We start from the raw sequence: 23,768 nt of genomic DNA, 5'->3' as shown, positions 1-23,768 counted from the left end.
AATTCCAGCCCTACTCGTCGCCGGGATCGAAGCCTTCGCGTTCCTTCATCAACGTGCGCGCCGCCGCGACACCAAGGGTCATGCCCTCCGCGCACGCGTCTTCTTCATTCTCGTGGAGGGTAACGCAGAGCTTCTCGGCGATCTCGTCGCCGTCCTCGCTGATGACGTATTTACCGCGCCAGCGGCCGGGCTTGGCAACGTAGCACGTGCCTTCCACGTCGAAGTAACCAATCTTTCGATGCGTCATGGGTGGGATGTTCCTCCTTCTTCCCTCCATCGTATGCATCGCGGATCAACGTGACGTGCAGCCGTGCTATTGCAGACCGGCGACGGGCCGCTTGGCGTTGGATTCGAATTCCCGCCAGATACCGTCCGCGCCTTCCACGGAGACGAGCACCTGCAGGCCGCTTTGCACGCCGAGCAGCTTGGACTGCTGCACGGCGTACGCTATCGCGGCGACGCGAGTTTCGAAGTTTTCCATCGGCACGCCATTCATCTGGACGTGCCACAAGCCCGCGAGGTCGGGGCTGAACGGAATGTCGTAGATCACCAGGGCCATGAAGAAATGCGTAACCTCGTGCATTCCGCAGACGCCTTCGCGTATCGCGAGAAAGGTCGGCTGCGGAGATGGATGCGCAAGGTTATCCGTTCGCACGTGTCCCCACAATGGAAGAAATGCCCGAAAATCCTTCACATAGCGGTCACGACGCAACTCACTTCGGCGCGTCGTAGGTGCCCGGACTCTCCGACGTCGCCCGCCATTCGGGACGCCGCTCGCGCGTCGCATCGAGCAGAGCCTGCCGCACCCCTTCGAGGTCGAGGTCGGTGCCATAAACCGGACTGGCCGGCTGCTGCCGCCAGGACTCCGCGAGCGTGCCCGCATCCACTCCATCGAAACCCAGCTCGTCGACGAGCTTCAGGATCGCGGCCTTGGCGTTGGAATCGTCCCCAGCCACCGGAAGGGCGATGCGCTTATCCGCCGTGGAGGGCTTGCCGTGAGTGCGCAGATGTTCGGCGTAAATATTGTTGAACGCCTTTATCACGGGCCTGCCGAGCTGATCGGCTACCCACTGGCTTTCCGGGACACCCTCCTCGATGGGTGCGATACGACCGTCCCGCTCGCGGGGGTAGTAGTTGCCGGTGTCGACGACCACGGTCTCCGGCGAGACGCCGGCAAAGAGGTCCGAGGGGAGGCCGGGAATGCGCGATTCCGGGATCGTGACGATAACGACCTCGCCACCGCGCGCCGCCTCGTGGGCCGTGACGGCTACCGCACCCGTCTCTTTCGCCAGGCCGGAAAGCGTTTCCGGGCCGCGCGAATTTGCGATCAGCACCTCGTGACCGATTTCGCGAAACCGCCGGGTCAGAGCCTGCCCGATATTGCCAGCGCCGATAATGCCGATTTTCATAGCGAAGGAACTCCAGTCCGGGGAAGACGTCCATGTTCGTGATCCGCCGTGAATGGCGGGCGAGCACCTGGTGATTGCCCAGCTGTGCCGACCGACACTCGTCCGTTCATCGTCTTCCCTTTAGCCTTCTCGCCCATGACCCCGACCCGCACCCTCGCCCTGCTCGGCTCCCTCCTCCTGGCGATGGCGCCCGCCCTCGCCCAGACGACCCTGCCGGCGCCTGCCTCGTCCGTGCCCACGCTGGAGGCGGTGACCGTCAGTGGCGTGCAGCCGGGCCCGGGACTCTGGAAGGTGACGCGAGGGGAGCACACGTTGCTGATTCTCGGCACGCTGACCCCGTTGCCAAAGAACATGAGCTGGCAGACCGCCGAGATCGACGATGCTCTGAGCCATACCGATGCCCTGATCCTCCCGCCGAAAGTCGAGATCAAGCCGAACACCGGATTCTTCGGCCGCCTGGCCCTGCTGCCGTCCCTGATCGGCGTACGCAATTCGCCCGACGGCAAGACGCTGCAGGAATCCGTTCCCCCGGACGTCTACGCGCGGTGGCTGACCGTCAAGGCGAAGTACATCGGCGACGACCGCAAGGTCGAGCGTTACCGGCCCATTTTTGCCGTGCTGGAACTGTACAAGTCGGCTGTGCGCCAGAGCGGACTGGCGAGGTCAGGGGGCGTCACCCGCACGGTCATGGACCTGGCGACCAAACATGGCGTAAAGCAGGTGCCGGTCGAATACACCCTGCTGGTCGACGACCCCCGTGCGGCGGTGAAGTCGTTCAAGAAATCGACCCTGGACGATGTCTCCTGCTTCGCCCAGAGCATCGACAACATCGATGCTCAGCTGGCCGACATGACCGCACGCGCCAACGCCTGGGCCACGGGCGACATCGCCGCGCTCCAGGACGACCGCACGGCGAAGCAGCGGATCACCTGCATGAACGCGGCCACCGACAGCGGCGTAGCGCAGCAGATCGGCCTGACCGACGTACCCAGGGCCGTGCGCGAACGCTGGCTCGCCGCCGTGGATGCCGCGATGGCGAGCAATACGCAGACCATCGCCATCGTGGCGCTCGACGACCTGCTCGGCGGCAATGGCTACCTCAGCGCACTGAAGGCGAAGGGTTACAGCGTGCTCGCACCCGATGAGGGCGACTGAGCGGGTGGTACGCCAACCCGGATCGCGGCGGAGAAATCATCCCCCTGCTCCGTCGCTCGCGCACGGTCGGTGATGCGCCCGAGCCGACGCCACTCTTCCACGCTCAGACGCCGGTCGAGCGTACCGTTGTCCATCAGATATTCCGGCAGATAGCCGGTAAGCAACAGTCGGGGATCGAGCGGCAGACCACGGTCGATGCGCCGCGCCATCCGGTACACGATGGTCGTGCAGTTGGACGTCACGGTGTTGTAGAACCGGGGCTGCCTGACCAGCTGATTCGCTGCCTCCACGTAGGAAACGAATAACGAACGCATCGCCTCGCGCGGCATGCGCAGCGGGAAGATGTAATCGTCCTCGCCACGCACATTGGTGCGGACGCGCACGATGTCCCGCTCGTCGGCCGCCAGCAGGATCAGTTCGAACTGCTTGAAGAAGCCGCCGATTTCGGAAAAGGCCTCTCCGCGCTCACGCCGGATCTCGACCGAGAACACCACGTGGCGGCCATCGTCGAATCCGAACGACAGCATGGCGTGCGCGATGGCTTCGCTGGACCAGTAAGACAGGATCGCGTCGGCATCGGTCAGGTGGTCGAGGTCGTACTCGCGGGTTTCCCAGTGCTGGTCGTAGTCGGTCTCGGTACGCCAGCTGAAATCACGCACGTTGTGTAACGTGACCCGTGACCCGCTCACCTCACCTGACAGCAACCGGTTCACATCGTCGGCCCAGACACGGTCATGAGTGGGCCGGACCGTCGTCCACCATCCCAGCAGAGCGATCAAGGCGACCAGCATGGCCAGCGGCGCCCACCACACACGCCAGCCGAACAGCGCGGCGGCCAGCCCCAGCCACAGGACACTCCACACGCAGGCGCCCGCGATCCTTGCGGCCTGCGGCCCCGGCAACTGGTAAACCAGGGCGATGGCACCCCAGGCACCGGAAAGAAACAGCAGCAGCCCCGCGAACGCGCCGGCCAGGCCACGGGCAAACATCCGGCGTCTTCTCATGGAGGCTCATGGACTCGAAGGACAGATCGCATAAGCGTCGCCCGCCACGACCGCGAACGCAAACACCACGACATCGTTTGCCCGTTCGGTCTATGGCATCGCATCGAAAACCGCGTTATTTTCGTGACGTTACCGGGCGTCGCGCCCGGTCCGGCCGATTTCGGGGGTGGCATGGTCCGTTTTCCGGCGATACCGCAGGCGATCGTCTTCGATCTGGACGGCGTCCTGTTCGATACCGAGGCGCTCTACCGCGATGCCCTTCTCGCAGCGGCCGAGGAGGCAGGCATCCATCTGCCCCTGTCACTTTGCCAGCGCATGGTCGGACTGCACGGCCACGCGGCGCGCATGCTGTTGCGCGAGCACGTCGGCGACGAACTCGACCTCGATACCGTCTGGCACAGTGCCTCGCGGCGCTACCACGCCATGATGGACACCGACCTGCGTCTGAAACCCGGTGTCACCGCGCTGCTCGATACACTCGATGAGCTCAGCCTGCCCCGCGCCATCGCTACATCGTCCCCGCACCGGACCGCGATTCATCACCTCGAAGCGTTCGGCCTGCGTGACCGCTTCGACGCGCTCGTCGCGGCCGGCGACTGCGAGCGGTGCAAACCCTTCCCCGATCCCTACCTCCGTGCGGCCCGCATCCTCAACAAGGCCGCCGGCGTCTGCCTCGCGCTGGAGGACTCCCAGGCCGGCGTACGTTCCGCGGTCGCCGCGGGCATGCCAACCATCATGGTGCCCGACCTGCAGCAGCCCTCGGCCGAGCTGCGGCGGCTGTGCGCGACCGTGGTCACCGGTCTCGACGACGTCAATCTTTGGCTGCGCGAGGTCTGTGGCGCGAGTCCCAGCGAGGCACCGGCCCACTGATCGTCCTCGCACGCCGCGATCACGCCCCCATACGGTGGCGTCCCGTGCAGGCTTCATGCACCGCGTCCTCCAGTTCCCTGAGGCTATAGGGCTTGGATACCAGCGGTGCGCGGTATCTCCCGGGGATATCCACCGGCAGGGTACCGGTGGCGAGCACGTAGGGAATACCGCGGCGCTTCAGCTCGTCGAGCGCGGGATACGCCATCACGCCTTGCAGGTCGAGGTCGACCACCGCCACATCGCAGTGTTCGACATGGGCGAGCCGGATGGCCTCTTCGATGCACGATGCCGATGCGGCGACCGCGTAGCCCAGCCGCTCCTCGAGCAGGTCGGCGAGGGCAGCCGCCAGACCGGGGTGATCTTCGAAGACAAGCGCCCGCCCTGTGACGTGAGTACGACTCATGGTCCCCTCGAGCTCAAGCGAAAAAACTCGCGGTCCGACGCTACTCCGCTTTGACTCAGCCGGCCATACATCGTTCGACCGGCTTCGTGCCGCGCGCCGCTACGGGGACGCCGTCGCGTCGGACGATTCGACGATAAACGGTGGCGCGCCGCCGTCGCCCTTGCCCTGTGAGCCGAGGTCATCGCCCACCCTGGCCAGCCGCTGCGCGATGTGGCCGCTATCGCGGCGCAACGGGTCACCCGGCCTTCCCGCCTGCGCGCTGGCGATCATCGCGGCCTGCGCCTGCTTCAGCCGGACGACGCCCATGTTGTACAGCGCACGCGCGTGATCCGGCTTGATCTGGATCGCCCTCCCGTAGGCGGCGACGGCGTCATCGGGCCGTTGCAGCCGAAAACGCGCATTTCCCAGTCGGAACCAGGCATCGGCATCATCAGGCAGCACCTGCACGATCGCCTCGTACAGATCGGCCGCATGCTGGATGTCGCCCTGCGCATACGCCCGGTCGGCCTCGAGCTTCCGCTGCTGCACATCCGGCATGCGGGGCGGTTCGGGGAGGGTTCCGTGCGCGGCGCAACCCGCCAGCGCGAGCAGGCCCGCCATGAGGGGAACCCGCATTGTCGAAATCACCATCGCCTGCTCCTGTCACATCACCGTGCCGGACAGCTTGTCGCCTATGACGCGACCGCGTCAAATCAACGGGCGAGCCACTGTGCCGCCAGGGCGAGCCCGGCGGGCAAGGCCTGCACGTACAGAATGCGGCGGCTGGCGGTAAAGCCGCCCCAGAGGCCCGCGACCACGACGCAGCCCAGACCGTAAAACACGAACGCCGATGCGAACGGTTCGGGCAGGAGCACGCCAAGCAGCAGCGCGGCCACCAGGAACCCGTTATAAAGCCCCTGATTGGACGCCAGGGTCGCGCTCTGGTCGGCAAACTGCGGGGTGATCCCGAAAACGCGCGGACCGCGCGATCGCCACAGCACCATCTCCAGTATGACGATGTAGATATGTATCAGGATCACCAGGACGGTGAGTACGATGGCGACGAGGTGCATGGACGATCCTTCCCGATGCGGAGGGCGGCAAGGATAGCCGCAAAGACCTCCATTCCGCACCGGATGGTTTCGTTGCCCCGCAAGGATCGTCGCCGCACCGGACGGCGTCTACCGAAAAACTACTGCAAGGCGAAAAACGCCCGAAACGTCGTGGAATCCCGTGCATCCGATAGGCCGGAAGTCAGATTGCACGAAGGCCGGCATGACGGTTTCATTAGCGTCATGCGGAACGTCATGGCAGCGCAGGAGATCTCCCTGGAAGCTCTCGGGCTGCTTCAGGCACTACTGCATCGTGATTACGACGAGGCGCAGTTCAGGGCCAGCCATGTCGCCCGACATGCCCTTCGCCACGAACACCTCTCCGTGGCCGACGCGGCCGAGCGGATCGAAGCACTCCTGCAACACGGCTGCCCTGACAGCGTCGCCCTACGCCGCGCTCTGCGTTTGCTGACCGCCTCGGTCGATCACATGCAGGTCGTCGCACTGAACCGGGCCGGCCGCATCCTCTGAGTCCGGCCCGGCGGCCAGCGACAAATGACGGCACGCGCGTCCTCCGCCGCGCCCTTCCACCTGGGTTAGGATCGGACGGACCTGCACGGAATATCTATCCATGAGTCCCACCGACGGCATCGACCCCACGGCAAAACCCAGCGGCGCCGGATGCGCTGAATGCATCGCCAACGACACCTGGTGGTTCCACCTTCGTCGCTGCGCGCAGTGCGGACACATCGGCTGCTGCGACGATTCACTGCACAAGCACGCCTCGAAACACGCGCACGCCACCGGACATCCGATCATCCAGAGCTTCGAGCCCGGCGAAGACTGGTTCTACGACTACCGCACGGACTCGGAAGTCGACGGGCCGTCGCTCGCGCCGCCTCATAGCCATCCGTCGGACCAGCCGACGCCGGGGCCGGCGGGCAAGGTGCCGCGCAACTGGCAGCGTGTTCTGAGCGAGGGCTGATCCGATCCATGAAACACGTGCTTTTCGACATGGACGGCGTGCTCGTCGATTACGAACCCGGCATCCGCGTCGCCCACCTGGCGGCGGCGCTCGACCGCTCACCTGACTCCGTACACGCGGCCATTTACGATTCGGGCATCGAGGACGACTCGGATGCCGGGCGCATCGATGCCGATGAATACCTTCGTCGCCTCGGTGCGGCGCTCGACACCTCGGTCTCCTGCGCTCAGTGGACAGCAGCGCGCAGGGAAGCGACCCGGGTACGTCCCTGGGCCATCGCGCTGGCTTCTTCACTCCCGCCTCGCGCCGACGCAGCGATTCTGACGAACAACGGTGAGATACTCGCCCGGCAACTGCCCACCATCGCTCCGGCACTGGCCGCATGGTTCGGCGCTCGCGCGCTTGTGGCCGGCCAGTTCGGCGCGGCCAAGCCGGACCCCGCCGTTTTCGAGTCGGCCGCGCGGCATCTCGGCTGGCGACCGGCCGATACGTTATTCATCGACGACACCGCCGGTCACGTCGAAGGCGCGAAGCGGGTCGGCATGCACGGGCACCACTTCCGGTCGGAAGCCCTGCTCCGCGATGAGATCCAGCGATTCCTAACCAGGTAACCTTCATGAAAGCCATCACCTTCGATCAGTTCGGCGACGCGGACGTCCTGCACCTCACCGACGTCGATCAGCCCGTGGCTCGCGACGACGACCTGCTGGTGCGTGTACACGCCGCGGGCGTCAATCGTGCGGACATCATCCAGCGCAATGGCGGCTACAAGGGCGAAAGCTACGGCGACTCCGAGATCATGGGCCTGGAGATCGCCGGCGAGATCATCGCGATCGGCCGCAACGTGCACGGCCATGCGGTCGGCGACCGCGTCATGGGAATCGTCGGCGGCGGGGCTTACGCGGAGGTCGCGCGCATCGACCATCGCATGGCGATGACCATTCCCGACCGCCTCGGCTACGTGGAAGCCGCCGCCATCCCCGAAGCCTTCGTCACCGCGCACGAGGCGGCCTTCCATCTCGGCCGCGTCGAATCGATGGACAGCATCCTCATCCATGCCGGTGCCAGCGGCGTTGGCTCGGCCGCCATCCAGCTCGCCCGTGCGGCGGGTGCCAGGGTGTTCGCCACCGCGAGCGGTGGCAAGCTCGACCGCGTGCGTGGTTTTGGCGCCGGGATCGCCATCGACTACCGCAGCGACGATTTCGCCGAGGTGGTCGCACGGGAAACGGACAAGCGAGGGGTCGATGTCATCGTCGACTTCATCGGCGCGCCGTATTTCGAGCGCAACCTTGCCTCACTCAATCACGGCGGCCGGCTCGTGCAGGTTGGCCTGCTCGGTGGCAGCAATGGAGCGACGCTGCCCCTCGACCAGTTGTTGTACCGGCACCTGCAGATCATCGGCACCGTCATGAAATCGCGCCCCGCCGCGGTGAAGCAGGCCATGACACGACGCTTCCGCGAGCGCTGGCTGCACCGCTTCGCCGACGGCACGCTCAGCCCGGTGGTCGACAGCGAATACCCGCTCAGCCAGGCCGCCGAGGCGCACCGGCACATGGAATCGGGCCAGAGCACGGGCAAAATCATTCTGACGATGTGACCCGGGGTAACCCCATCCGGTGACTGTCGGCGACTACGTAGACAGACCCACAGGATCGGGACCATGTACGCCATCGCTCCGGAACATCACCTCAACGCGCTTGTGCTCGCGCTGACAGCCGGCTTCAAGGATCCGACGCCCTCGGTGCCGGATGACGACACTACGCTCATGCACCGCTACCGGCATGGCGATGTCGATGCGTTCCGCGAACTGTACGGGCGCTATCACAAGCGACTTCATCGTTATTTGTTACGACTTGCCAACCGCGCCGCGGATGCCGAAGAAGTATTCCAGGACGTCTGGGCCGCCGTCATTCGCGGCCGCAGCGACTTTCGCGCCCAGACATCATTTGCCAGCTGGCTCTTCGCGATCGCCCATCGACGCGCGGCAGACCGGTTTCGCCTGCTGGACCGCCATGCGCCCGAATGGCGTAGCGATAGCGAAGATGAGGCTGGCATCGACGACCTGGTGGCCACCGATGCCATCGCTCCGGAGCGCGTCGCTCACAGCGAAGCGCTAGGAGTTGCTTTGCTCGAGGCGATCGCGGCGCTGCCGCCGCTTCAACGCGAGGCCTTCTTGTTGAAAGCGGAAGGCGAACTAACGCTCGACCAGATTGCCTCTATCACCGGGACATCGCGCGAGACGGTCAAAAGCCGACTTCGTTATGCCCAGGTCCGACTTCGTAAAGCGCTCGAGGCCTGGCAGTGAACGACCTCGACCAGCTCGCGTTTCTTTATCGACGGCACGCGCACGAAGCGCCGGCAAAGCGGACGAATGACGCCATGCTGGCACTCGCCGCTCGTTCGGCCGCGAGGCAGCGTTCGCGGCAAGCGGGGGGCTGGCTTGCGCTCGCATTGGCCGCTTCGGCAGCCCTCTGGCTCGGCATGCATGGCACCTCCCCGCCGCCTCAGAATGTGCCAACCGGCATGGCATCCGCCCTGCCCGCAGGTTACGAGGAAGGACGCACCAACGCGTTCCTGCGCAGCATGGATATCGATCCGCCGCCATCCGCTGCCACTCGCACCCTGCGCGACCCGACGCGTACCCCGTAGAACCCGTCTTATCCCTTCGAAGGACATTGCCCGTGAAAATGCGCCTGCTCGCTTCCCTCGCCGCACTGGCCCTTACATCCGTCGCGAACGCGGCGACACTCCCTAACGGCTGGCACGTGGCGGGCTCCTCGCCCAGGGACTACGACATGGGCACAGCGCAGGCACCCAACCTCCGCGACGGCTGGCAGGCGTTCATCCACGCCAGGCCCGGTGCGAATGGTTTCGGTACCCTCATGCAGACCATCGATGCCACCGCCTATCGCGGCAAGCGGGTACGCCTGACCGGCGCGCTACGCACTCAGAACGCCGACAAGGCGCAGATGTGGATGCGCATCGATGGCACATCGAGCAAGCTGCTGGGCTTCGACAACATGGACCGCCACCCCTTGCGGGGTACCTCGGACTGGACGCCGTGCAGCATCGTGCTCGACGTGCCGGATGCGGCGACGGCAATCGCGTTCGGATTCCTGCTGGACGGCAAGGGCGGCGTGGACGCCCGTCCGTTCAAGCTGGACGTCGTCGGCAACGACGTGCCCACGACAGGCATGGACCACCCCAACCTTCCACCAGCACCGGTCAATCTGGGCTTTGAGCCTTGAAGAACTGCGGCTGCACCTCGACGGCAAGCAGTTCGTGCAGATGCACGGCCGTTTCGCCCGCGGAGCGAATCTCGTAAGGGATGTAGATGAAGCGGGCGAAACCGTCGCCCTCGATATGCACGCGGATGCCCTTCTCCACCTGAGCGTCAAGGTTTTCAGGAATGTCGACCTGGGCAACCAGAGCGACGCCTTCGACGCCACCCGCGGCGCCGATACGCACCAGCTGAGCCGAAATCGACTCATATACGTCGCGCGGTTGCGGATTTTCTTCTCCACCGACATCGCCACTCACCGCGGCGATCTTTCCATCCGCCGAGATCGTGGCACCGAACGGATAGAAATCACCACTTTCGGACAGCATCTCCTGCGCGAACCGGGCGGTGAACCTGAAGAGGTTTTCAATCTGGTCGTCGGTCTGGGCCATCGGTCGTTCCCCGCATGTCGTGAAACGGCATCCTAATGCACAGCGGGCGGCGTTGCGACTTTACGCCACCGCCCGGTTCGCCCGCGACAACTGATCGGCTGCGACGGGCACACCCAGCAGGTAGCCCTGCAGCGCGTTGCAACCCAGTCGCGTCAGCAGTTCCTGTTGCTCGACGGTCTCCACGCCCTCGGCCACGATCTTCAGACCCAGCGTCTTGCCCAGCGCGATGATCGCCGAAACGATCGCCTCGTCGTCATTGCCCTGGGTCAGTTCGGTGATGAAACCACGGTCGATCTTCAGCTCATCGGCCGGCAGCTGCTTGAGGTAAAGCAGGCTCGAATAGCCGGTGCCGAAGTCGTCGATGGATATGCCTACGCCCAGCGCGGCCAGCTGATTGAGAATCGCGAGGCTAGCCTCCGCATCGCGCATCGCGGTCGACTCGGTGACCTCGAGCACGAGATGGCGCGGCTCGATACCGTGACGTTCGAGGGCATCCCTGAGCACGTCGACCAGACCGACATGGGTCAGCTGCACGGTCGACAGATTGACCGCGACCGTCCAGTCGTCGTGCCCCTCATCCTGCCAGGCGCGCATCTGCCGGCAAGCCTCGTCGATCACCCAGTTGCCGATCGGCACGATCAGCCCCGTGCGCTCGGCGACCGAGAGGAACTCATCGGGTGGCACGAGTCCCACATCGGGCTTCTGCCACCGCAGCAATGCTTCGACGCCGACCATCGGGCCATTCGGCGAGACGAGCTTTGGCTGGTAGTGCAGCAGGAACTCACCCCGATCCACCGCCCGGCGCAGATCCTGCTGGAGCTGCAGTTGCTGGTGAACGTTGGCGTTCATCGCACTTTCGAAGAAGCAGTAACCGTTGCGGCCCTGTTCTTTCGCGTGGTACATCGCCGCATCGGCGTTGACCATGAGCTCGTGCGTGGTCCGGCCATTCTCGGGATAGATCGCGATACCGATGCTCGCCGCGACGTGCACGGTGTTGTCGTCGATGCTGTACACCGCACCCAGCTGGTCGACCACCGTTTGAGCGAGCACGGCGGCATCTTCGGGCGTACCGATGTCCAGCACCACTACGAATTCGTCGCCGCCCAGGCGCGCTACCGTGTCCTGCTCGCGCTTGATCGCGAGGATACGGTGCGACACCGCCTTGAGCAGAAGATCGCCGACGTGATGTCCGAACACGTCATTGACCGCTTTGAACCCATCGAGATCGATGAACAACACCGCCAGTTGCCGCTTTTCGCGCGCTGCCGTGTGAATCGCCTGCTCCATGCGATCGCCAAGCAGGACGCGGTTGGGCAGCCTGGTCAGGTTGTCATGGAGCGCCAGCTGCACGAGTTCGCTGTTCGCCCGGTCGAGCGAGGTGGCCAACGCATCGGCGCGCACGTCGAGCATCGCGATGATCAGGGCGATGGCGAAGACCATCAGGCTGATCAGAATCACGACGACCGCGAGCCATTTCGCATCGAGGCCGGAGTTGGCCGCACCACACCAGCTGCCCAGCGGGAACTGAGAGGCGGCCATGCCGGTGTAGTGCATCCCGACGATCGCGCAACCCATCACCAGCGATGCACCTACGCGCGGAAGCACGACACGCTCGGCGTCGCGACGAAGTCGGAAAGCGATCCAGAGCGCCGCACCCGAAGCGAGCACCGCGATGGCGATCGACGCGGCGAACAGCCAGGGCTCATAGATCACCCCCGGCTCCATCTTCATGGCGGCCATGCCGGTGTAATGCATCGCGGCGATGCCTGCACCGAGGAGCAGCGCACCAGCACAAAGGCGGCGCCCCGGTAGTTCTTCGAGACAGACCAGCCATAGCGCGAACGCCGACGAGCCCACCGCGATCGCCAGCGACAGCGTCGTCAGACCCAGGTCGTAACCGATGGCGATCGGCAGACGGAAGGCCAGCATGCCTATGAAATGCATGGACCAGATGCCGAAACCCATGGCCACCGAGCCGCCGATCAGCCATAACCTGGATGCGAGCCCACGCGTGCTCGCGACGCGGCCAGCCATGTTGAGCGCCGTGTAAGACGCCAGGACCGCGACGATCAGCGAGAAGAAAACGAGGATGCCGCTGTAACTGCTTGCGAGCATGAGGGAATCTGCCAAGCCTGCTATGGCCATCGAACACGGCCGTCGAGGATGTGTCGGCAAATTTACCGAATTCTTGAGCGGGGGATGATGCGGAAACTCTGCATCTGCTCAGAACTGCTGCCGCCGCTGATCGGGATCGAATCGCAGACACAAAAAAACCCGCTTCCGCGGGTTTGATTGCGATCCGGTTGAGGTACTCCGGATCTTGCGTTGGTGCCCAAGGGGGGACTCGAACCCCCACAGCCTAAGCCGCTACCACCTCAAGGTAGTGCGTCTACCAATTCCGCCACCTGGGCATAACTTTTACAGCGTGTTGCGTGTGTCGCTGATTACTTCTTGGCCGGTTCGGCGGGAGCCTGGGTGGCTTCCTGCTTCGCAGCCGGAACATCGTTGGTCGCTGCCGGCGCCGTGGCGGCCGGGGTGTCACCGTTGGCGGCGGGTGCCTGCGGCACATCCGACGCGACCGGCTTCACCGGAGCGTTGTTGGCGGGAGCGGCCGGCGTGGTAACGCCAGACATCACACCAAGATCCGCGGCCGGCTGGGGAGCACCCGTGCGGCCGAGGTAGATACCCATACCCAGGCTAAGCACGAAGAACAGTGCCGCCAGGATCGCGGTAGCTCGCGTCATGAAGCTCGACGAACCACGCGCACCGAACACGGTTGCGGACGCGCCGCCACCGAAACCCGAACCTGCATCCGCACCGGCGCCGCGCTGCATGAGGATCAGCACGATCATCGCCGCGGCGATCAGGATATAGAAAACGCTGAAGAGGATGAACATATCTTCTTGTTTGCCGTGTCGCGATTATCGCGCCGCGGCGCATATATCCAGGAAATCGGACGCTACGAGAGCCGCACCGCCGATGAGTCCCCCGTCTACATCAGGCTGGGCGAAAAGTTCGGCCGCATTGGCCGGCTTGACGCTTCCACCGTAAAGCACCCGGGTCAGGAGCGAGATATTAACATCCTTTTTTGCCAGTTGGCTACGGATGAAGGCATGAATTTTTTGCACCTTGTCCGGAGTGGCCGTCAGACCCGTCCCGATAGCCCAGACAGGCTCGTACGCGATGACCGCCTGACGGAACGGTTCGATGCCCACGTGTACCAACACGGCCTCTAGCTGGCGACCGATTACGGCCTCGGCCTGCCCGGCCTCGTGCTCCTCACGGGTCTCACCGACACAAAGGATGGGAGTCAGCCCCGCGCCGAGGGCGGCCTCGACTTTTCCGGCCACGACCGCGTCGGACTCGTGCTGATACTGACGACGTTCCGAATGGCCGACCAGCACCCACGTCGCGCCCACGTCCCGCAGCATGCTGCCCGACACCTCACCGGTGAAAGCACCCGACGCCGAGTGCTCACTCAGGTCCTGGGCACCGAAGCGCAGCCCCCGCTCGCGGTACTTGTGCGTCAGCTCCTGCAGGAACACATCGGGCGGGAAGACCACGAGGTCGGGACCGTCCGGCCGGTTCTCCACCAACTCGCGAACGAGGTCGTCCGCCATCTTGCGGGAGCCATGCATCTTCCAGTTGCCGGCGACGAGCTTCGTGCGCATGGGTCAGGATTCCGTGCGGGGTAAAGGGGCGGCAGGATAGCGGCGGGCCGCCCGGCGGCAAAGCTGCATTGCCGCACGGAGGGCGCGCACGCGCCATTCACCGAGGGTAATGCATGAATCGGGCATTTGCCTTGATCCGGCCTGTCTTATGATCCCCGTATGCGCACCCTGAGAATTCTCTTTATCGCCCTGCTCGTCTTCACGAGCGGCCTGGCCTTTGCCCAGACCGACGACGCCACGACCACACCGGCGCAGCAGATCGACGATCTGCGCGGCCAGCTCGACCAGGTCGAGAAGTCCATGAAGGACGAGCAGATCACCGACGGCAAGATCGACGACCTGCGCGGCAAGGCGACGGACATCGTCTCCAACGCACAGAAGGTGTCGAGCGCCCTGCAGTCCAGCCGGGACGCGGCCAAGGCCCGCCTCGACCAGATGGGCCCCGCGCCCGCCAACGGGACGAAAGAAGCACCGGAGCTCGCTGCGTCCCGCAAGGACGCCACCAAGGCGTTCAACGCGGTCGATGCTCAGATCAAGCAGGCGGACGGCATCGCGCTCGAGGCGCAGCAGACCTCCGGACAGCTGGCGGATCTGCGGCGCATCCGCTTCCAGCAGACCATCTCCCAGCGGACCAACTCCCCCGTGTCCCGCGCGTTCTGGTCCGATCCGGCGGACGCCTTTCCCCGTGACCTGGCCAATCTTCGCGATTTCGGAAACCAGGCCAGAACCGACCTTGCCGCCAGCTGGACCCAGGGCAACCGGGTCGCGCTGATCGTCTGCGTGTTCTTCGGCCTGCTTCTGATGACGGGCGTTCGCTTCTATATCGAACATCGCGTGCGCCACCTCACGGCCAACCGCATGCCGCCAGGCCGCCTTCGCCGCTCGGCACTGATCCTGGGCATCGCGCTGACCTCGACACTCACCACCGGGCTTGGCACCCAGCTCCTTTATCTCGGCATCAACTGGAACGACACGCTCAGCCACGACACCGACGAGATCGCGAAGCACATCGTCGGACTGGTGTTCTTCGGTGCGTTCGTCGCCGGACTGGGCCGCGCACTGATCTCCGCCAAGAAGCCCTCGTGGCGACTGCCCGCACTCTCGGACGAGACCGCCCTCCAGCTGCGGCGTTTTCCGATGCTGTTCTCGCTGGCGATCGTGCTGTTCCGCTTTCTCGACCTGCTGAACCGGACGATCGGCACGAGCCTCGCGGCAACGGTCATGACCAGCAGCGTGCAAGCGGTGGCACTGACCATCCTCGCCGCCCTCGCCCTGATCCGCCTCAGCCGTACACACAAGACGGAGGCAGACGCCGACAGCGACGATGCCGGGCAAGCCACGGCCGCCCGTCCGATCTGGGCCAGCCTGCTGATCGCGGCGGCGTGGATCGCCATCATCGCTTCCTGGGTCGGTCTGCTTCTGGGCTATGTATCGTTCGCCGCCTTCATGGCCGGACGCGTGGTCTGGATCACCATCGTGATCGCCGCGACATATCTTGCGATGCGTCTGGTCGACGACCTCTTCGAGACGCTGCTGTCGGAAAAGGGGCCGATGAGCGCCCGGGCGCAGGCGGTCTTCGGCACGCATCCCAAGATGCTGGACCAGGCGGGCGTATTGCTCTCCGGCGTCGTGCGGCTGGGTCTGTTCCTGCTCGGTCTCTCCGCCGCGGCAGCCGGTGCCGGTGGCAGTGTTCCGGACCTGCTGGAACTCGGCGGCAAACTGCAGTCGCTGAAAATCTACAACGTCGAGCTGAAACCCGACCAGATCCTCACGGCGATCGGCCTGTTCTTCGTCGGCCTGATGGCGGTGCGCGTAGCGAAGAACTGGCTGTCCGACCAGTACCTGCCGCGAACCAGCCTCGACCCGGGCATGCGCAGTTCGCTGACCACACTGCTCGGCTACGTCGGCGTCGTCATCGTCGTCGCCATCGCGCTGCTGGCGATGGGTCTCTCGGTACAGAACGTGGCGTGGGTCGCCTCGGCGCTGTCGGTGGGTATCGGTTTCGGCCTGCAGGCGATCGTGCAGAACTTCATTTCAGGCCTCATCCTGCTGGCCGAGCGACCGGTCAAGGTCGGCGACTGGGTCGTGCTGGACGATGCCGAGGGTGACATCCGCCGGATCAATGTCCGTGCCACCGAAATCCAGGTAGGCGACCGCTCGACCATCATCGTGCCGAACTCGTCGTTCATCACCAAACCGGTGCGGAACATGACGATGGCCAATCCGCAGGGGCGCGTGCAGATCAAGCTGCCGATGCCGCTGGACAGCGACCCGGTGCACGTGCGCGATCACATGCTGGAAGCGATGACCGCGCATAGCGCCGTGCAGGATACGCCCGCGCCGTCTGTGACGCTGGACAGCATCGACCGCACCGCGATGATGTTCGTGGCGACGTGCTATGTGGGTAGCCCGCGCGACGTCGGCGGGGTCAAGAGCGATCTGTTGTTCGACATCATCGCCCGGTTGCGCGGGGCGGATATTCCGCTGCTCCGACCGCAGGATCTGGTGTTGCGCTCGGGAGGGAATACGCCGGAGATGCCAGGGCCGACGGGTGCGGCTGCGCCGAAGGCGTCCACGGACGATCCTTCGTCGTAGGAGCGCGCCCTGCGCGCGATGCTCTTCACATCGCGCGCAAGGCGCTCCTGTAAGTCTTATTTCTCGACCGGCACCAGGCGCAGATCCTGGAAGTCGAAGCTGAAGTCGGTCAACGGTGAGACGGGCTCCATCCGCACTTCGCGGACCTTGCCATCCGGATCCAGCGAGAAGTTGACGAATGCATCGCCGTTGAGCGACCGATCCGTCCAGTGAGCGATGAAGGTATCGTGCTGCCACGGCTCCAGCGTGCCGCTGAGCTGCGCGGTCTTGCTGAAGGTCATGGACAGCTTGCCGCCCTGCTTCGACACCTTGACGTCGCCGTACCACGGATCGCGATACGTACCCACATAACCATCGAGCGGCAGCGACGGCTTCGCACCCTTCATGCGCGCCGCCTCATGCTTCTTCATGCTGTCGTCGGCGTTGCCTTCCGCTTTTTTGACGCCGGCGGCGTATGCGGCGATCCAGTCGGTCTTCGGCGCATCGGTGAATGCGTCCAGCGCACGCATGGTCACCGCCTGGAACGCGGCGCCGCTCTCCTGATTGGTCAGCACCACGATACCCAGCTTGAGGTCGGGAACCATCGTGACGCGCGAGACCATGCCGGGCCAGCCGCCGGTGTGCCAGACCAGCTTGTGACCGCGATAGTCGGAGACGAACCAGCCTTCGCCGTAGCCGGAGAAGTTCGGTCTGGCCGATTTGAGTTCGGGCACGGTGGGCTCAGGGATACGGATCGGCGTGATCAACGACCACATCTCGGCCTGACGCTTCTCGCTGAAAAGACGTTGCTCTTTGCCGCTGCCGTCCTTGTACGTGCCGCCATCGAGCTGCATGGTCAGCCACTTCGACAGGTCGTGCACGCTCGAGTAGATGCCGCCCGCAGAAGGATTGTTGTTCCACGACATCGGCGCGACCGGCTTCAGGTCCTTGAAGTCGAATTTGGCGTGACCGGTAGCGATGTCGTCGTTCGGGCCGATGCTTTCCGGCGCATGCGTCTGCGACTCGGTCATGCCCAGCGGAACGAAGATGCGATCGTGCACGAAGTCGGCCCAGGGCTTGCCCGAGACCTGCTCGATCACCAGGCCCGCCACCGCGAAGAGAATGTTGTCGTATGCATACTCCGCACGGAAGCTGTTGGTCACCGGCACGTAGCGCAGACGCTGCACCACTTCCTTCGTGGTGTACGTCGTCGCGGGCCAGTACAACAGGTCGCCCGCGCCAAGGCTCAGGCCGCTGCGATGCGCAAGCAGATCGCGCACGCGCATCTCGCGGGTCACGTAGGGATCCGACATCTGGAACCAGGGCAGCCGGTCGACCACCCGGTCGTTCATGTCCAGCTTGTTCTCGTCGGAGAGGATGGCCAGCGACGCCGCGGTAAACGCCTTGGTGTTCGACGCGATGGCGAACTGCGTATGCGCGTCGACCTTCGCCGGCTCGCCTAGCTTGCGCACGCCCGAGCCCATCTCGAGGACGATCTTGCCGTCCTTGACGATCGCCACGGCGATACCTGGCACGTCGAACTGCTTGCGCGTCGCATCGACATAGGCGTCGAAGTCGGCCAGCGCCGCCGGGCGGGATGCCGTGGCGGCGGACGGGGACGGCGGCCCCGCGTCCTGCCCCTGCGCGGCGAGCGCGAACGCGAAGCTGGTGACGCCGAAGGCGAGGAGATAACGAAGACGCGACATGGAAAGCCCCTGCAGGCAAAACGGTGTGGGGACTATTCCACGCATCGCCGTCCGGCGAAAGACTTCTCTCAGGCCTTGCTTTTCTGGCTGAAAAGCACGCTGCCGAGAATGATCGCGCCGGCGAGCGCCATGGTCGGTGTCAGCGCCTCGCCGAGGAACATCCAGGCCCAGGCCACGCCGAACAGGGGCACCAGATAGGTCGCCGTGGCGGCGCGCGGCGCACCGATACGCTGGATGAGGCGAAAGTAGAACGCGTAGGCCAGACCGGTGGAAAGCACACCCAGCGCCGTGACGGCGACCCACGACCTCACGGGAATGGGCGCGTCGGGCCAGGTCAGCACGGCCAGCGGCGCGGTCAGAAGGGTCGCACCGAGCAGGCACCCGGCCGCTACTGCCGTGGGCGCGATATCGGACAGGTAGCGCTTGATCAGATTGCCGGCAAGTCCGTAGCAGAATGACGCCGCGGCGCCCGCCAGGGCGGCCGGTGCCACGTTGTCACCCGCGGTGCGACCGCTGGCGAGAATCACCACGCCGATAAAGCCGGCGACCAGGGCGATGGCCTTGCGCGTGCCGATCTTGTCACCGAAGCCGACGAAGGCGACGAGGGCCGCGAAGAGGACCGTCATGCTGTTGGCGATGGCGCCAATGCCAGCCGGCGCGCGTTCCGCGCCCCAGGCAAACAGGGTGAACGGGACGGCCGCGCTCAATGCGCCGAGCACCAGCATCTTCCACAGATGCGAAAAGCGCAGGGTGCCGCGGGCGCGCCACAACAGCGGCAGCAGGATCACCGAACCGAACAGCAGGCGCGTCGCCACCATCGGGAACGGGCCGAAGTCTTTCGCGGCCACGCGCATGAAGAGAAACGAGCCGCCCCAGATGGCGCCCAGGGCCACCAGCTCGACCGGTGTACGCCAGTCCCGCGTGGCGGTCGGCGTGATCGAATCGACGGGGGCATCGGTGGCAGCGGACATACGAACCTCACTTGTGTCTGGCCCTCATTGTCGCCGGAACCACGGGGCCGACAAGCGCGTTCTTTGCAACGCTGCCTATCGCCCGATTCATGCCTGCCATGCGCCCCTCCCCGTCCCTTGCGTTCACTGAGCGGGCGGAGCGGGAAACCCTGGAGCCTGGGAGGCCGCCCTACTCCACCCCGACGAAGCCACCGGTCTGATGCGCCCACAAGCGCGCATAAAGGCCGCCACGCGCAATCAGCTCCGAATGCGTGCCGGTCTCCACGATGGCCCCGTGCTCCATCACGACGAGACGATCCATCTTCGCGATGGTCGACAGGCGGTGGGCGATCGCGATAACGGTCTTGCCGCGCATCAGCGTCTCGAGGCTCTCCTGGATCGCTGCCTCCGCTTCGGAATCCAGCGCCGAGGTGGCTTCGTCCAGAACCAGAATGGGCGCATCTTTCAGCAGGACGCGCGCAATGGCGATACGCTGCCGCTGGCCACCCGATAGCTTCACGCCACGCTCGCCGGCGTGGGCGTCGTAACCCGTGCGACCTTCGCCATCCGACAGCAGCGGGATGAACTCATCCGCACGAGCTTGCCGGACGGCCTCGGCCATCTCCGCGTCGGTCGCATCCGGACGCCCGTAAAGCAGGTTGTCCCGGATCGATCGATGCAGCAGCGAAGTATCCTGCGTCACCACGCCGATCTTCGAGCGCAGCGATTCCTGGGTGACCTTCGCGACATCCTGCCCATCGATGTAAATGTGCCCGTCCTCGAGGTCGTAGAGACGCAGCAGCACGTTCACCATCGTGGACTTGCCGGCACCCGACGGCCCGACCAGTCCGATCTTCTCACCCGCACGCACGACCAGATCGAGGCCGCCGATGATGCCGCCGGCCTTGCCGTAATGGAAATGAATATCGTCGAAGCGGACCTCGCCCTTCGACACCACCAGCGGCACGGCGTCGGCCCGATCGACCACCGTACGTTCCTGCGAGAGCGTGGTGATGCCATCCTGGACGGTACCGACATCCTCGAAGATGCCGTTGACCACCCACATGATCCAGCCGGACATGTTGTTGATACGGATGACCAGGCCCACGGCGAGCGCCACCTGACCCGTCGTCACCGTGCCACGCGACCAAAGCCACAACGCCAGTGCGCTGGTGAAGCCGATCAGCAGGCCGTTGAGCGTCGTGATGGAGACATCCATCGTCGTGACCATGCGGCTCGACGACCGCACCTTCTCGGTCTGCTCGACGATGGCTTCACGCGCATAGGCTTCCTCGCGATTCGTATGGGCGAAGAGTTTCAGCGTCATCACGTTGCTGTAGCCGTCGACGATGCGCCCCATCAGCTTCGAGCGGGCCTCCGACGCCTTCCACGAACGCTCCTTCACCCGCGGCACGAAGAACACGAGCATGCCGATATAGCCAGCGATCCAGCAGATCAGCGGAACGGCCAGCCAGATGTCCGCTTTGGCGAACAGGTAGATCGAGGTACCGGCATAGACGGTGACGTACCAGAGGGCGTCAACCACCTGCACGGCCGACTGCCGCAGCGAGGGCGCCGTCTGCATGATGCGATTGGCGATGCGCCCGGCGAAGTCGTTCTGGAAAAAGGACAGGCTCTGCTTGAGCACATAGCGATGATGCTGCCAGCGCATCATGCTGGTCATGCCGGGATTGAGTGTCTGGTTGACCAGGAGATCGTGAATCCCGATCGAGAGGGGACGCAGGACGACCACGACGAACGCCATCCACGCGAGCGTGCCGGCGTGCGTCTGGAAGAAAGTCGCCGCCGGCGTCTTCTGCGCCATGTCGACCAGGCGCCCCAGAAAGTCGAACATGGCGACTTCGATCAGGGCGACGGCCAGCCCCACCACGAGGGCTGCGACGAAGATCTTCCATACCTGACGCAGGTAATGGGCATAGAAGCGGACGACACTCTTCGGCGGGGTCCGATCAGGGACCTCGCGGAAAATGTCGATCAGGGATTCGAACCATCGGAATATCATGCCGGCATTGTAGACCGGTATCGAGTCACGCCGACGTCGTAGGGCACCGGGGGATACGTGGTCCACGTATCCCCCGGCCAGGGCTCCGATCAGGAGAGCGTTTCACGCTCCCAGTGCCGTCCCGCGGCCAGCGCCTGCACGAAGCCCCTCGCGAACCCATCGCTGGCCTTTCCGCCTGTGACGACCACGCCGTGCTCGCTGCGGACGTCCTTTTTTTCGCCGACGGCGACACCGCCGGGCAGACCGACGAGAAGCTCGGCGCCTTCACCGCTGGCAGCGATGGCCTTGCAATGGCGCCAGCTGTCCTTGATGAAGTCCGCGACATCCGGCACGCGCTTCAGCAGATCGACGCTACCCCGGCCGCCCGGCACGTAGATCGCATCGAACAGCACCGAATTGCTCGTGAGGAAGCTGAAGTCGGCCTCGACGGCATCGCCGTTCGAGCGAATCGAACCAAGCTGAGGTGCGACGAACTTGACCTGTACCCCACTCTGCTCGAGGGCCTTGCGTACCGCAGCGACGTCATCAGCCGCGAAGCCATCGGCCAGCAGCACCGCTACCTTGCGCGTCGCCAGGGTGTCGCCTGGCCGGTGGCGCATGCTGAGCGCCGGGGAGACCGGCACGTCACGCGCCGGCGTCGGTTGATAACTCTTCGGATCCGCGTCGGCTGGCACGCTTCGGTTGAGCGGCCCGTCGCTCTTCTTCGGGACGGGAATGCCGAGCGCCTGCGCCACGCTCGCCGCAAGGTCCGTGTCGACCTGAGCCAGCATGAACAGCATGCGTTGCCGTACCGTCGGCTCCTGTACCTTGCCCAGCTCGAAGCGCAGCGCGCTGACGATATGGTTGTACTCGGCCTCGGACTGGCTGTGCAGGAACATGCGCGCCTGCGTGAAGTGATCGAGGAACGTTTCACTACGCGCACGTACCTTCCGCGCGTCGATGCGCTCGTTCACCGACGTGAATCCGCCATCCTTCCAGGAGGCCTGGAACGGACACCCGCCGCCCAGCGAGTTGGGCTCATACGCGACGCGCCCCTTGTCGATCGTGTGCCGCATGTGGGCATCGCGCTGGTGATTGCGGACCGGAACCACGGCACGATTGATCGGCAGCTCGTGGAAGTTAGGGCTGCCCAGGCGCGAGAGCTGCGTGTCCGTATACGAGAACAGGCGTCCCTGCAGCAGGGGATCGTTGCTGAAATCGATACCCGGCACGACGTGTCCGGGATGGAACGCGACCTGTTCGGTCTCGGCAAAATAATTATCCGGGTTGCGGTCCAGCACCATGCGGCCGATGAGGCGCACGGGCACTACCTCTTCCGGAATCAGCTTGGTCGGATCGAGCAGATCGAAATCGAACTTGTGCTCGTCTTCCTCGTCGACCAGCTGTACACCGAGCTCCCACTCCGGGAAATCGCCCGCCGTGATGGCATCGGCCAGATCGCGCCGATGGAAGTCGGGGTCGTTGCCGGAGATCTTCAGCGCTTCGTCCCAGGCCACGCTGTGCAGACCGAGCTTCGGCTTCCAGTGGAATTTGACGAAGGTCGACTTGCCCGCCGCATTGACGAAACGGAACGTGTGGACGCCGAACCCTTCCATCATCCGGTAGCTGCGCGGAATCGCACGGTCCGACATCGCCCACATGATCATGTGCATCGACTCGGGCATCAGGGAGATGAAATCCCAGAAGGTGTCGTGTGCGCTGGCGGCCTGCGGAATCTCGTTATGCGGCTCGGGTTTCACCGCATGGATCAGATCGGGAAACTTGATCGCGTCCTGAATGAAGAACACCGGGATGTTATTGCCGACGAGATCGTAATTGCCTTCTTCGGTGTAGAACTTCACCGAGAACCCACGCACGTCGCGGGCGAGATCCGTAGAGCCACGCGATCCCGCTACGGTGGAGAAGCGGACGAAAACGGGCGTCCGCTTGCCTTTCTGTGAAAGAAAGGACGCGCGCGTGACCGATGCCAGCGAATCGTAGGCCTCGAAATAGCCATGCGCCGCGGCACCGCGCGCATGGACGATACGTTCCGGGATGCGCTCGTGATCGAAATGGGTGATCTTTTCGCGGAGGATGAAATCCTCCAGCAGCGTCGCGCCGCGCTCGCCGGCCTTCAGCGAGTTCTGGTCGTCAGCGATGCGCGTTCCCTGATCCGTGGTCATCGTCGCGCCGGTGGCATCGACGGTGTCCCTCGCCAGATCGGCGCGCTTGGGATCGTCGTGGACGGCGGAGGAGTGCTTGCGTGAATCGTCGGCTGGGGCTTTGGGCGCCTTGCTCATGATGTACCTCGCGTGTTCTCAACGGGAGGTATATGG

The 23,768-nt window shown here is 64.7% G+C and carries 25 protein-coding genes and 1 tRNA gene; 10 read left to right on the top strand and 16 right to left on the bottom strand.

Translation table 11 applies throughout. The features are described 5' to 3' along the window. Positions 1–10: 10 nt before the first annotated feature. The 3 genes from FA85_RS19055 to FA85_RS19045 all read right to left on the bottom strand — a co-directional run bounded on the left by FA85_RS19055 (position 11) and on the right by FA85_RS19045 (position 1,409). Positions 11–247: a hypothetical protein gene (locus FA85_RS19055; RefSeq protein WP_036113884.1), complete on the bottom strand. Its 237-nt coding sequence runs from the start codon at positions 245–247 to the stop codon at positions 11–13. A 66-nt stretch (positions 248–313) separates the two neighbouring features. Continuing rightward, on the bottom strand, positions 314–583 hold the full coding sequence (locus FA85_RS19050; RefSeq protein WP_036113887.1) for a hypothetical protein: 270 nt from the start codon (positions 581–583) through the stop codon (positions 314–316). Between the two features lie 130 nt (positions 584–713). Next, positions 714–1,409 (bottom strand): NADPH-dependent F420 reductase, encoded by a 696-nt coding sequence (locus FA85_RS19045; protein WP_036113890.1) that lies wholly within the window; start codon positions 1,407–1,409, stop codon positions 714–716. A 135-nt stretch (positions 1,410–1,544) separates the two neighbouring features. On the opposite strand from FA85_RS19045, the gene FA85_RS19040 reads away from it, so the two are divergent. After that, positions 1,545–2,564 carry a TraB/GumN family protein gene (locus FA85_RS19040; protein WP_036117769.1) on the top strand — a complete coding sequence of 340 codons (1,020 nt, stop codon included), beginning with the start codon at positions 1,545–1,547 and terminating at the stop codon, positions 2,562–2,564. Here FA85_RS19040 and FA85_RS19035 read toward each other — a convergent pair. Further along, positions 2,531–3,553: an Lnb N-terminal periplasmic domain-containing protein gene (locus FA85_RS19035; RefSeq protein ID WP_036113892.1), complete on the bottom strand. Its 1,023-nt coding sequence runs from the start codon at positions 3,551–3,553 to the stop codon at positions 2,531–2,533. The genes FA85_RS19040 and FA85_RS19035 overlap by 34 nt on opposite strands. A gap of 186 nt (positions 3,554–3,739) precedes the next feature. Here FA85_RS19035 and FA85_RS19030 point away from each other — a divergent pair, with 186 nt between their 5' ends. Continuing rightward, on the top strand, positions 3,740–4,438 hold the full coding sequence (locus FA85_RS19030; protein ID WP_051944255.1) for an HAD family hydrolase: 699 nt from the start codon (positions 3,740–3,742) through the stop codon (positions 4,436–4,438). A gap of 19 nt (positions 4,439–4,457) precedes the next feature. Here the strand turns inward: FA85_RS19030 and FA85_RS19025 are convergent, their stop codons facing one another. From FA85_RS19025 to FA85_RS19015, 3 genes are all read right to left on the bottom strand, one after another. Further along, complete coding sequence (locus FA85_RS19025; RefSeq protein WP_051943727.1) at positions 4,458–4,841, bottom strand: response regulator; 384 nt, start codon at positions 4,839–4,841, stop codon at positions 4,458–4,460. Positions 4,842–4,940: 99 nt separating this feature from the next. Continuing rightward, entirely contained in the window at positions 4,941–5,471 is a 531-nt protein-coding gene (locus FA85_RS21225) for a tetratricopeptide repeat protein (protein WP_051943728.1), read from the bottom strand. Between the two features lie 62 nt (positions 5,472–5,533). Next, entirely contained in the window at positions 5,534–5,893 is a 360-nt protein-coding gene (locus FA85_RS19015; protein ID WP_036113896.1) for a DUF1304 domain-containing protein, read from the bottom strand. Positions 5,894–6,127: 234 nt separating this feature from the next. Here FA85_RS19015 and FA85_RS19010 point away from each other — a divergent pair, with 234 nt between their 5' ends. From FA85_RS19010 to FA85_RS18980, 7 genes are all read left to right on the top strand, one after another. After that, a complete protein-coding gene (locus FA85_RS19010; protein ID WP_156108750.1) occupies positions 6,128–6,403 on the top strand; it encodes a hypothetical protein in 276 nt (91 codons plus the stop codon). A 100-nt stretch (positions 6,404–6,503) separates the two neighbouring features. Further along, positions 6,504–6,857, top strand: coding sequence for a UBP-type zinc finger domain-containing protein (locus tag FA85_RS19005; protein WP_036113901.1), 354 nt, complete (start codon positions 6,504–6,506; stop codon positions 6,855–6,857). Between the two features lie 8 nt (positions 6,858–6,865). Then, a complete protein-coding gene (locus FA85_RS19000) occupies positions 6,866–7,468 on the top strand; it encodes an HAD family hydrolase (RefSeq protein ID WP_036113902.1) in 603 nt (200 codons plus the stop codon). 5 nt (positions 7,469–7,473) lie between these two features. Further along, complete coding sequence (locus FA85_RS18995; protein ID WP_036113903.1) at positions 7,474–8,454, top strand: NAD(P)H-quinone oxidoreductase; 981 nt, start codon at positions 7,474–7,476, stop codon at positions 8,452–8,454. 63 nt (positions 8,455–8,517) lie between these two features. After that, positions 8,518–9,162 (top strand): sigma-70 family RNA polymerase sigma factor, encoded by a 645-nt coding sequence (locus tag FA85_RS18990; protein WP_051943730.1) that lies wholly within the window; start codon positions 8,518–8,520, stop codon positions 9,160–9,162. Next, positions 9,159–9,506 (top strand): hypothetical protein, encoded by a 348-nt coding sequence (locus tag FA85_RS18985; RefSeq protein WP_036113906.1) that lies wholly within the window; start codon positions 9,159–9,161, stop codon positions 9,504–9,506. The genes FA85_RS18990 and FA85_RS18985 overlap by 4 nt, the downstream gene beginning before the upstream one ends. A 32-nt stretch (positions 9,507–9,538) precedes the next feature. Then, positions 9,539–10,105 carry a hypothetical protein gene (locus FA85_RS18980; protein WP_156108751.1) on the top strand — a complete coding sequence of 189 codons (567 nt, stop codon included), beginning with the start codon at positions 9,539–9,541 and terminating at the stop codon, positions 10,103–10,105. Here the strand turns inward: FA85_RS18980 and FA85_RS18975 are convergent. The 5 genes from FA85_RS18975 to tpiA form a co-directional block, all read right to left on the bottom strand. Further along, positions 10,083–10,529, bottom strand: coding sequence for a hypothetical protein (locus tag FA85_RS18975; RefSeq protein ID WP_036113909.1), 447 nt, complete (start codon positions 10,527–10,529; stop codon positions 10,083–10,085). The two genes, FA85_RS18980 and FA85_RS18975, sit on opposite strands and share 23 nt — an antisense overlap. 60 nt (positions 10,530–10,589) lie before the next feature. Continuing rightward, on the bottom strand, positions 10,590–12,644 hold the full coding sequence (locus FA85_RS18970; protein WP_036113911.1) for a putative bifunctional diguanylate cyclase/phosphodiesterase: 2,055 nt from the start codon (positions 12,642–12,644) through the stop codon (positions 10,590–10,592). A gap of 211 nt (positions 12,645–12,855) precedes the next feature. Then, positions 12,856–12,940: transfer RNA gene (locus FA85_RS18965), tRNA-Leu, on the bottom strand. A 33-nt stretch (positions 12,941–12,973) separates the two neighbouring features. Beyond that, positions 12,974–13,426, bottom strand: coding sequence for a preprotein translocase subunit SecG (secG, locus tag FA85_RS18960; RefSeq protein WP_036113913.1), 453 nt, complete (start codon positions 13,424–13,426; stop codon positions 12,974–12,976). 24 nt (positions 13,427–13,450) lie between these two features. Continuing rightward, positions 13,451–14,200: a triose-phosphate isomerase gene (gene tpiA, locus FA85_RS18955; protein WP_036113915.1), complete on the bottom strand. Its 750-nt coding sequence runs from the start codon at positions 14,198–14,200 to the stop codon at positions 13,451–13,453. Between the two features lie 159 nt (positions 14,201–14,359). Between tpiA and FA85_RS18950 the strand changes: the two genes are divergently transcribed. Further along, positions 14,360–16,795, top strand: a complete 2,436-nt coding sequence (locus tag FA85_RS18950) for a DUF3772 domain-containing protein (RefSeq protein WP_051943732.1) — start codon at positions 14,360–14,362, stop codon at positions 16,793–16,795. A gap of 56 nt (positions 16,796–16,851) precedes the next feature. Here FA85_RS18950 and FA85_RS18945 read toward each other — a convergent pair whose 3' ends face one another. From FA85_RS18945 to FA85_RS18930, 4 genes are all read right to left on the bottom strand, one after another. Beyond that, positions 16,852–18,480, bottom strand: coding sequence for a serine hydrolase (locus FA85_RS18945; RefSeq protein ID WP_036113916.1), 1,629 nt, complete (start codon positions 18,478–18,480; stop codon positions 16,852–16,854). A gap of 68 nt (positions 18,481–18,548) precedes the next feature. Beyond that, positions 18,549–19,451 (bottom strand): DMT family transporter, encoded by a 903-nt coding sequence (locus tag FA85_RS18940; protein ID WP_036113917.1) that lies wholly within the window; start codon positions 19,449–19,451, stop codon positions 18,549–18,551. Between the two features lie 169 nt (positions 19,452–19,620). After that, the gene (locus FA85_RS18935; protein WP_036113918.1) at positions 19,621–21,453 is read right to left on the bottom strand and encodes an ABC transporter ATP-binding protein; all 1,833 of its coding nucleotides are present in this window, start codon (positions 21,451–21,453) and stop codon (positions 19,621–19,623) included. 89 nt (positions 21,454–21,542) lie between these two features. Beyond that, on the bottom strand, positions 21,543–23,732 hold the full coding sequence (locus tag FA85_RS18930) for a catalase (protein ID WP_036113920.1): 2,190 nt from the start codon (positions 23,730–23,732) through the stop codon (positions 21,543–21,545). Between the last annotated feature and the right edge of the window lie 36 nt (positions 23,733–23,768).

Source organism: Luteibacter mycovicinus (genome assembly GCF_000745235.1).
Lineage (GTDB): Bacteria > Pseudomonadota > Gammaproteobacteria > Xanthomonadales > Rhodanobacteraceae > Luteibacter > Luteibacter mycovicinus.
This window is presented reverse-complemented; position numbering and strand designations above follow the sequence as displayed.

Bases quoted from the DNA above. Each gene is read 5' to 3' on its own strand.
- FA85_RS19015 (WP_036113896.1), bottom strand. From the start codon at position 5,893: ATGCACCTCGTCGCCATCGTACTCACCGTCCTGGTGATCCTGATACAT.
- FA85_RS19000 (WP_036113902.1), top strand. From the start codon at position 6,866: ATGAAACACGTGCTTTTCGACATGGACGGCGTGCTCGTCGATTACGAA.
- FA85_RS19030 (WP_051944255.1), top strand. From the start codon at position 3,740: ATGGTCCGTTTTCCGGCGATACCGCAGGCGATCGTCTTCGATCTGGAC.
- tpiA (WP_036113915.1), bottom strand. From the start codon at position 14,200: ATGCGCACGAAGCTCGTCGCCGGCAACTGGAAGATGCATGGCTCCCGC.
- FA85_RS19055 (WP_036113884.1), bottom strand. From the start codon at position 247: ATGACGCATCGAAAGATTGGTTACTTCGACGTGGAAGGCACGTGCTAC.
- FA85_RS18950 (WP_051943732.1), top strand. From the start codon at position 14,360: ATGCGCACCCTGAGAATTCTCTTTATCGCCCTGCTCGTCTTCACGAGC.
- FA85_RS18940 (WP_036113917.1), bottom strand. From the start codon at position 19,451: ATGTCCGCTGCCACCGATGCCCCCGTCGATTCGATCACGCCGACCGCC.
- FA85_RS18935 (WP_036113918.1), bottom strand. From the start codon at position 21,453: ATGATATTCCGATGGTTCGAATCCCTGATCGACATTTTCCGCGAGGTC.
- FA85_RS18945 (WP_036113916.1), bottom strand. From the start codon at position 18,480: ATGTCGCGTCTTCGTTATCTCCTCGCCTTCGGCGTCACCAGCTTCGCG.
- FA85_RS18990 (WP_051943730.1), top strand. From the start codon at position 8,518: ATGTACGCCATCGCTCCGGAACATCACCTCAACGCGCTTGTGCTCGCG.
- FA85_RS19025 (WP_051943727.1), bottom strand. From the start codon at position 4,841: ATGAGTCGTACTCACGTCACAGGGCGGGCGCTTGTCTTCGAAGATCAC.
- secG (WP_036113913.1), bottom strand. From the start codon at position 13,426: ATGTTCATCCTCTTCAGCGTTTTCTATATCCTGATCGCCGCGGCGATG.
- FA85_RS21225 (WP_051943728.1), bottom strand. From the start codon at position 5,471: ATGGTGATTTCGACAATGCGGGTTCCCCTCATGGCGGGCCTGCTCGCG.
- FA85_RS19040 (WP_036117769.1), top strand. From the start codon at position 1,545: ATGACCCCGACCCGCACCCTCGCCCTGCTCGGCTCCCTCCTCCTGGCG.
- FA85_RS18930 (WP_036113920.1), bottom strand. From the start codon at position 23,732: ATGAGCAAGGCGCCCAAAGCCCCAGCCGACGATTCACGCAAGCACTCC.
- FA85_RS18995 (WP_036113903.1), top strand. From the start codon at position 7,474: ATGAAAGCCATCACCTTCGATCAGTTCGGCGACGCGGACGTCCTGCAC.
- FA85_RS19005 (WP_036113901.1), top strand. From the start codon at position 6,504: ATGAGTCCCACCGACGGCATCGACCCCACGGCAAAACCCAGCGGCGCC.
- FA85_RS19035 (WP_036113892.1), bottom strand. From the start codon at position 3,553: ATGTTTGCCCGTGGCCTGGCCGGCGCGTTCGCGGGGCTGCTGCTGTTT.
- FA85_RS18975 (WP_036113909.1), bottom strand. From the start codon at position 10,529: ATGGCCCAGACCGACGACCAGATTGAAAACCTCTTCAGGTTCACCGCC.
- FA85_RS19045 (WP_036113890.1), bottom strand. From the start codon at position 1,409: ATGAAAATCGGCATTATCGGCGCTGGCAATATCGGGCAGGCTCTGACC.
- FA85_RS18970 (WP_036113911.1), bottom strand. From the start codon at position 12,644: ATGCTCGCAAGCAGTTACAGCGGCATCCTCGTTTTCTTCTCGCTGATC.
- FA85_RS19010 (WP_156108750.1), top strand. From the start codon at position 6,128: ATGGCAGCGCAGGAGATCTCCCTGGAAGCTCTCGGGCTGCTTCAGGCA.
- FA85_RS19050 (WP_036113887.1), bottom strand. From the start codon at position 583: ATGCACGAGGTTACGCATTTCTTCATGGCCCTGGTGATCTACGACATT.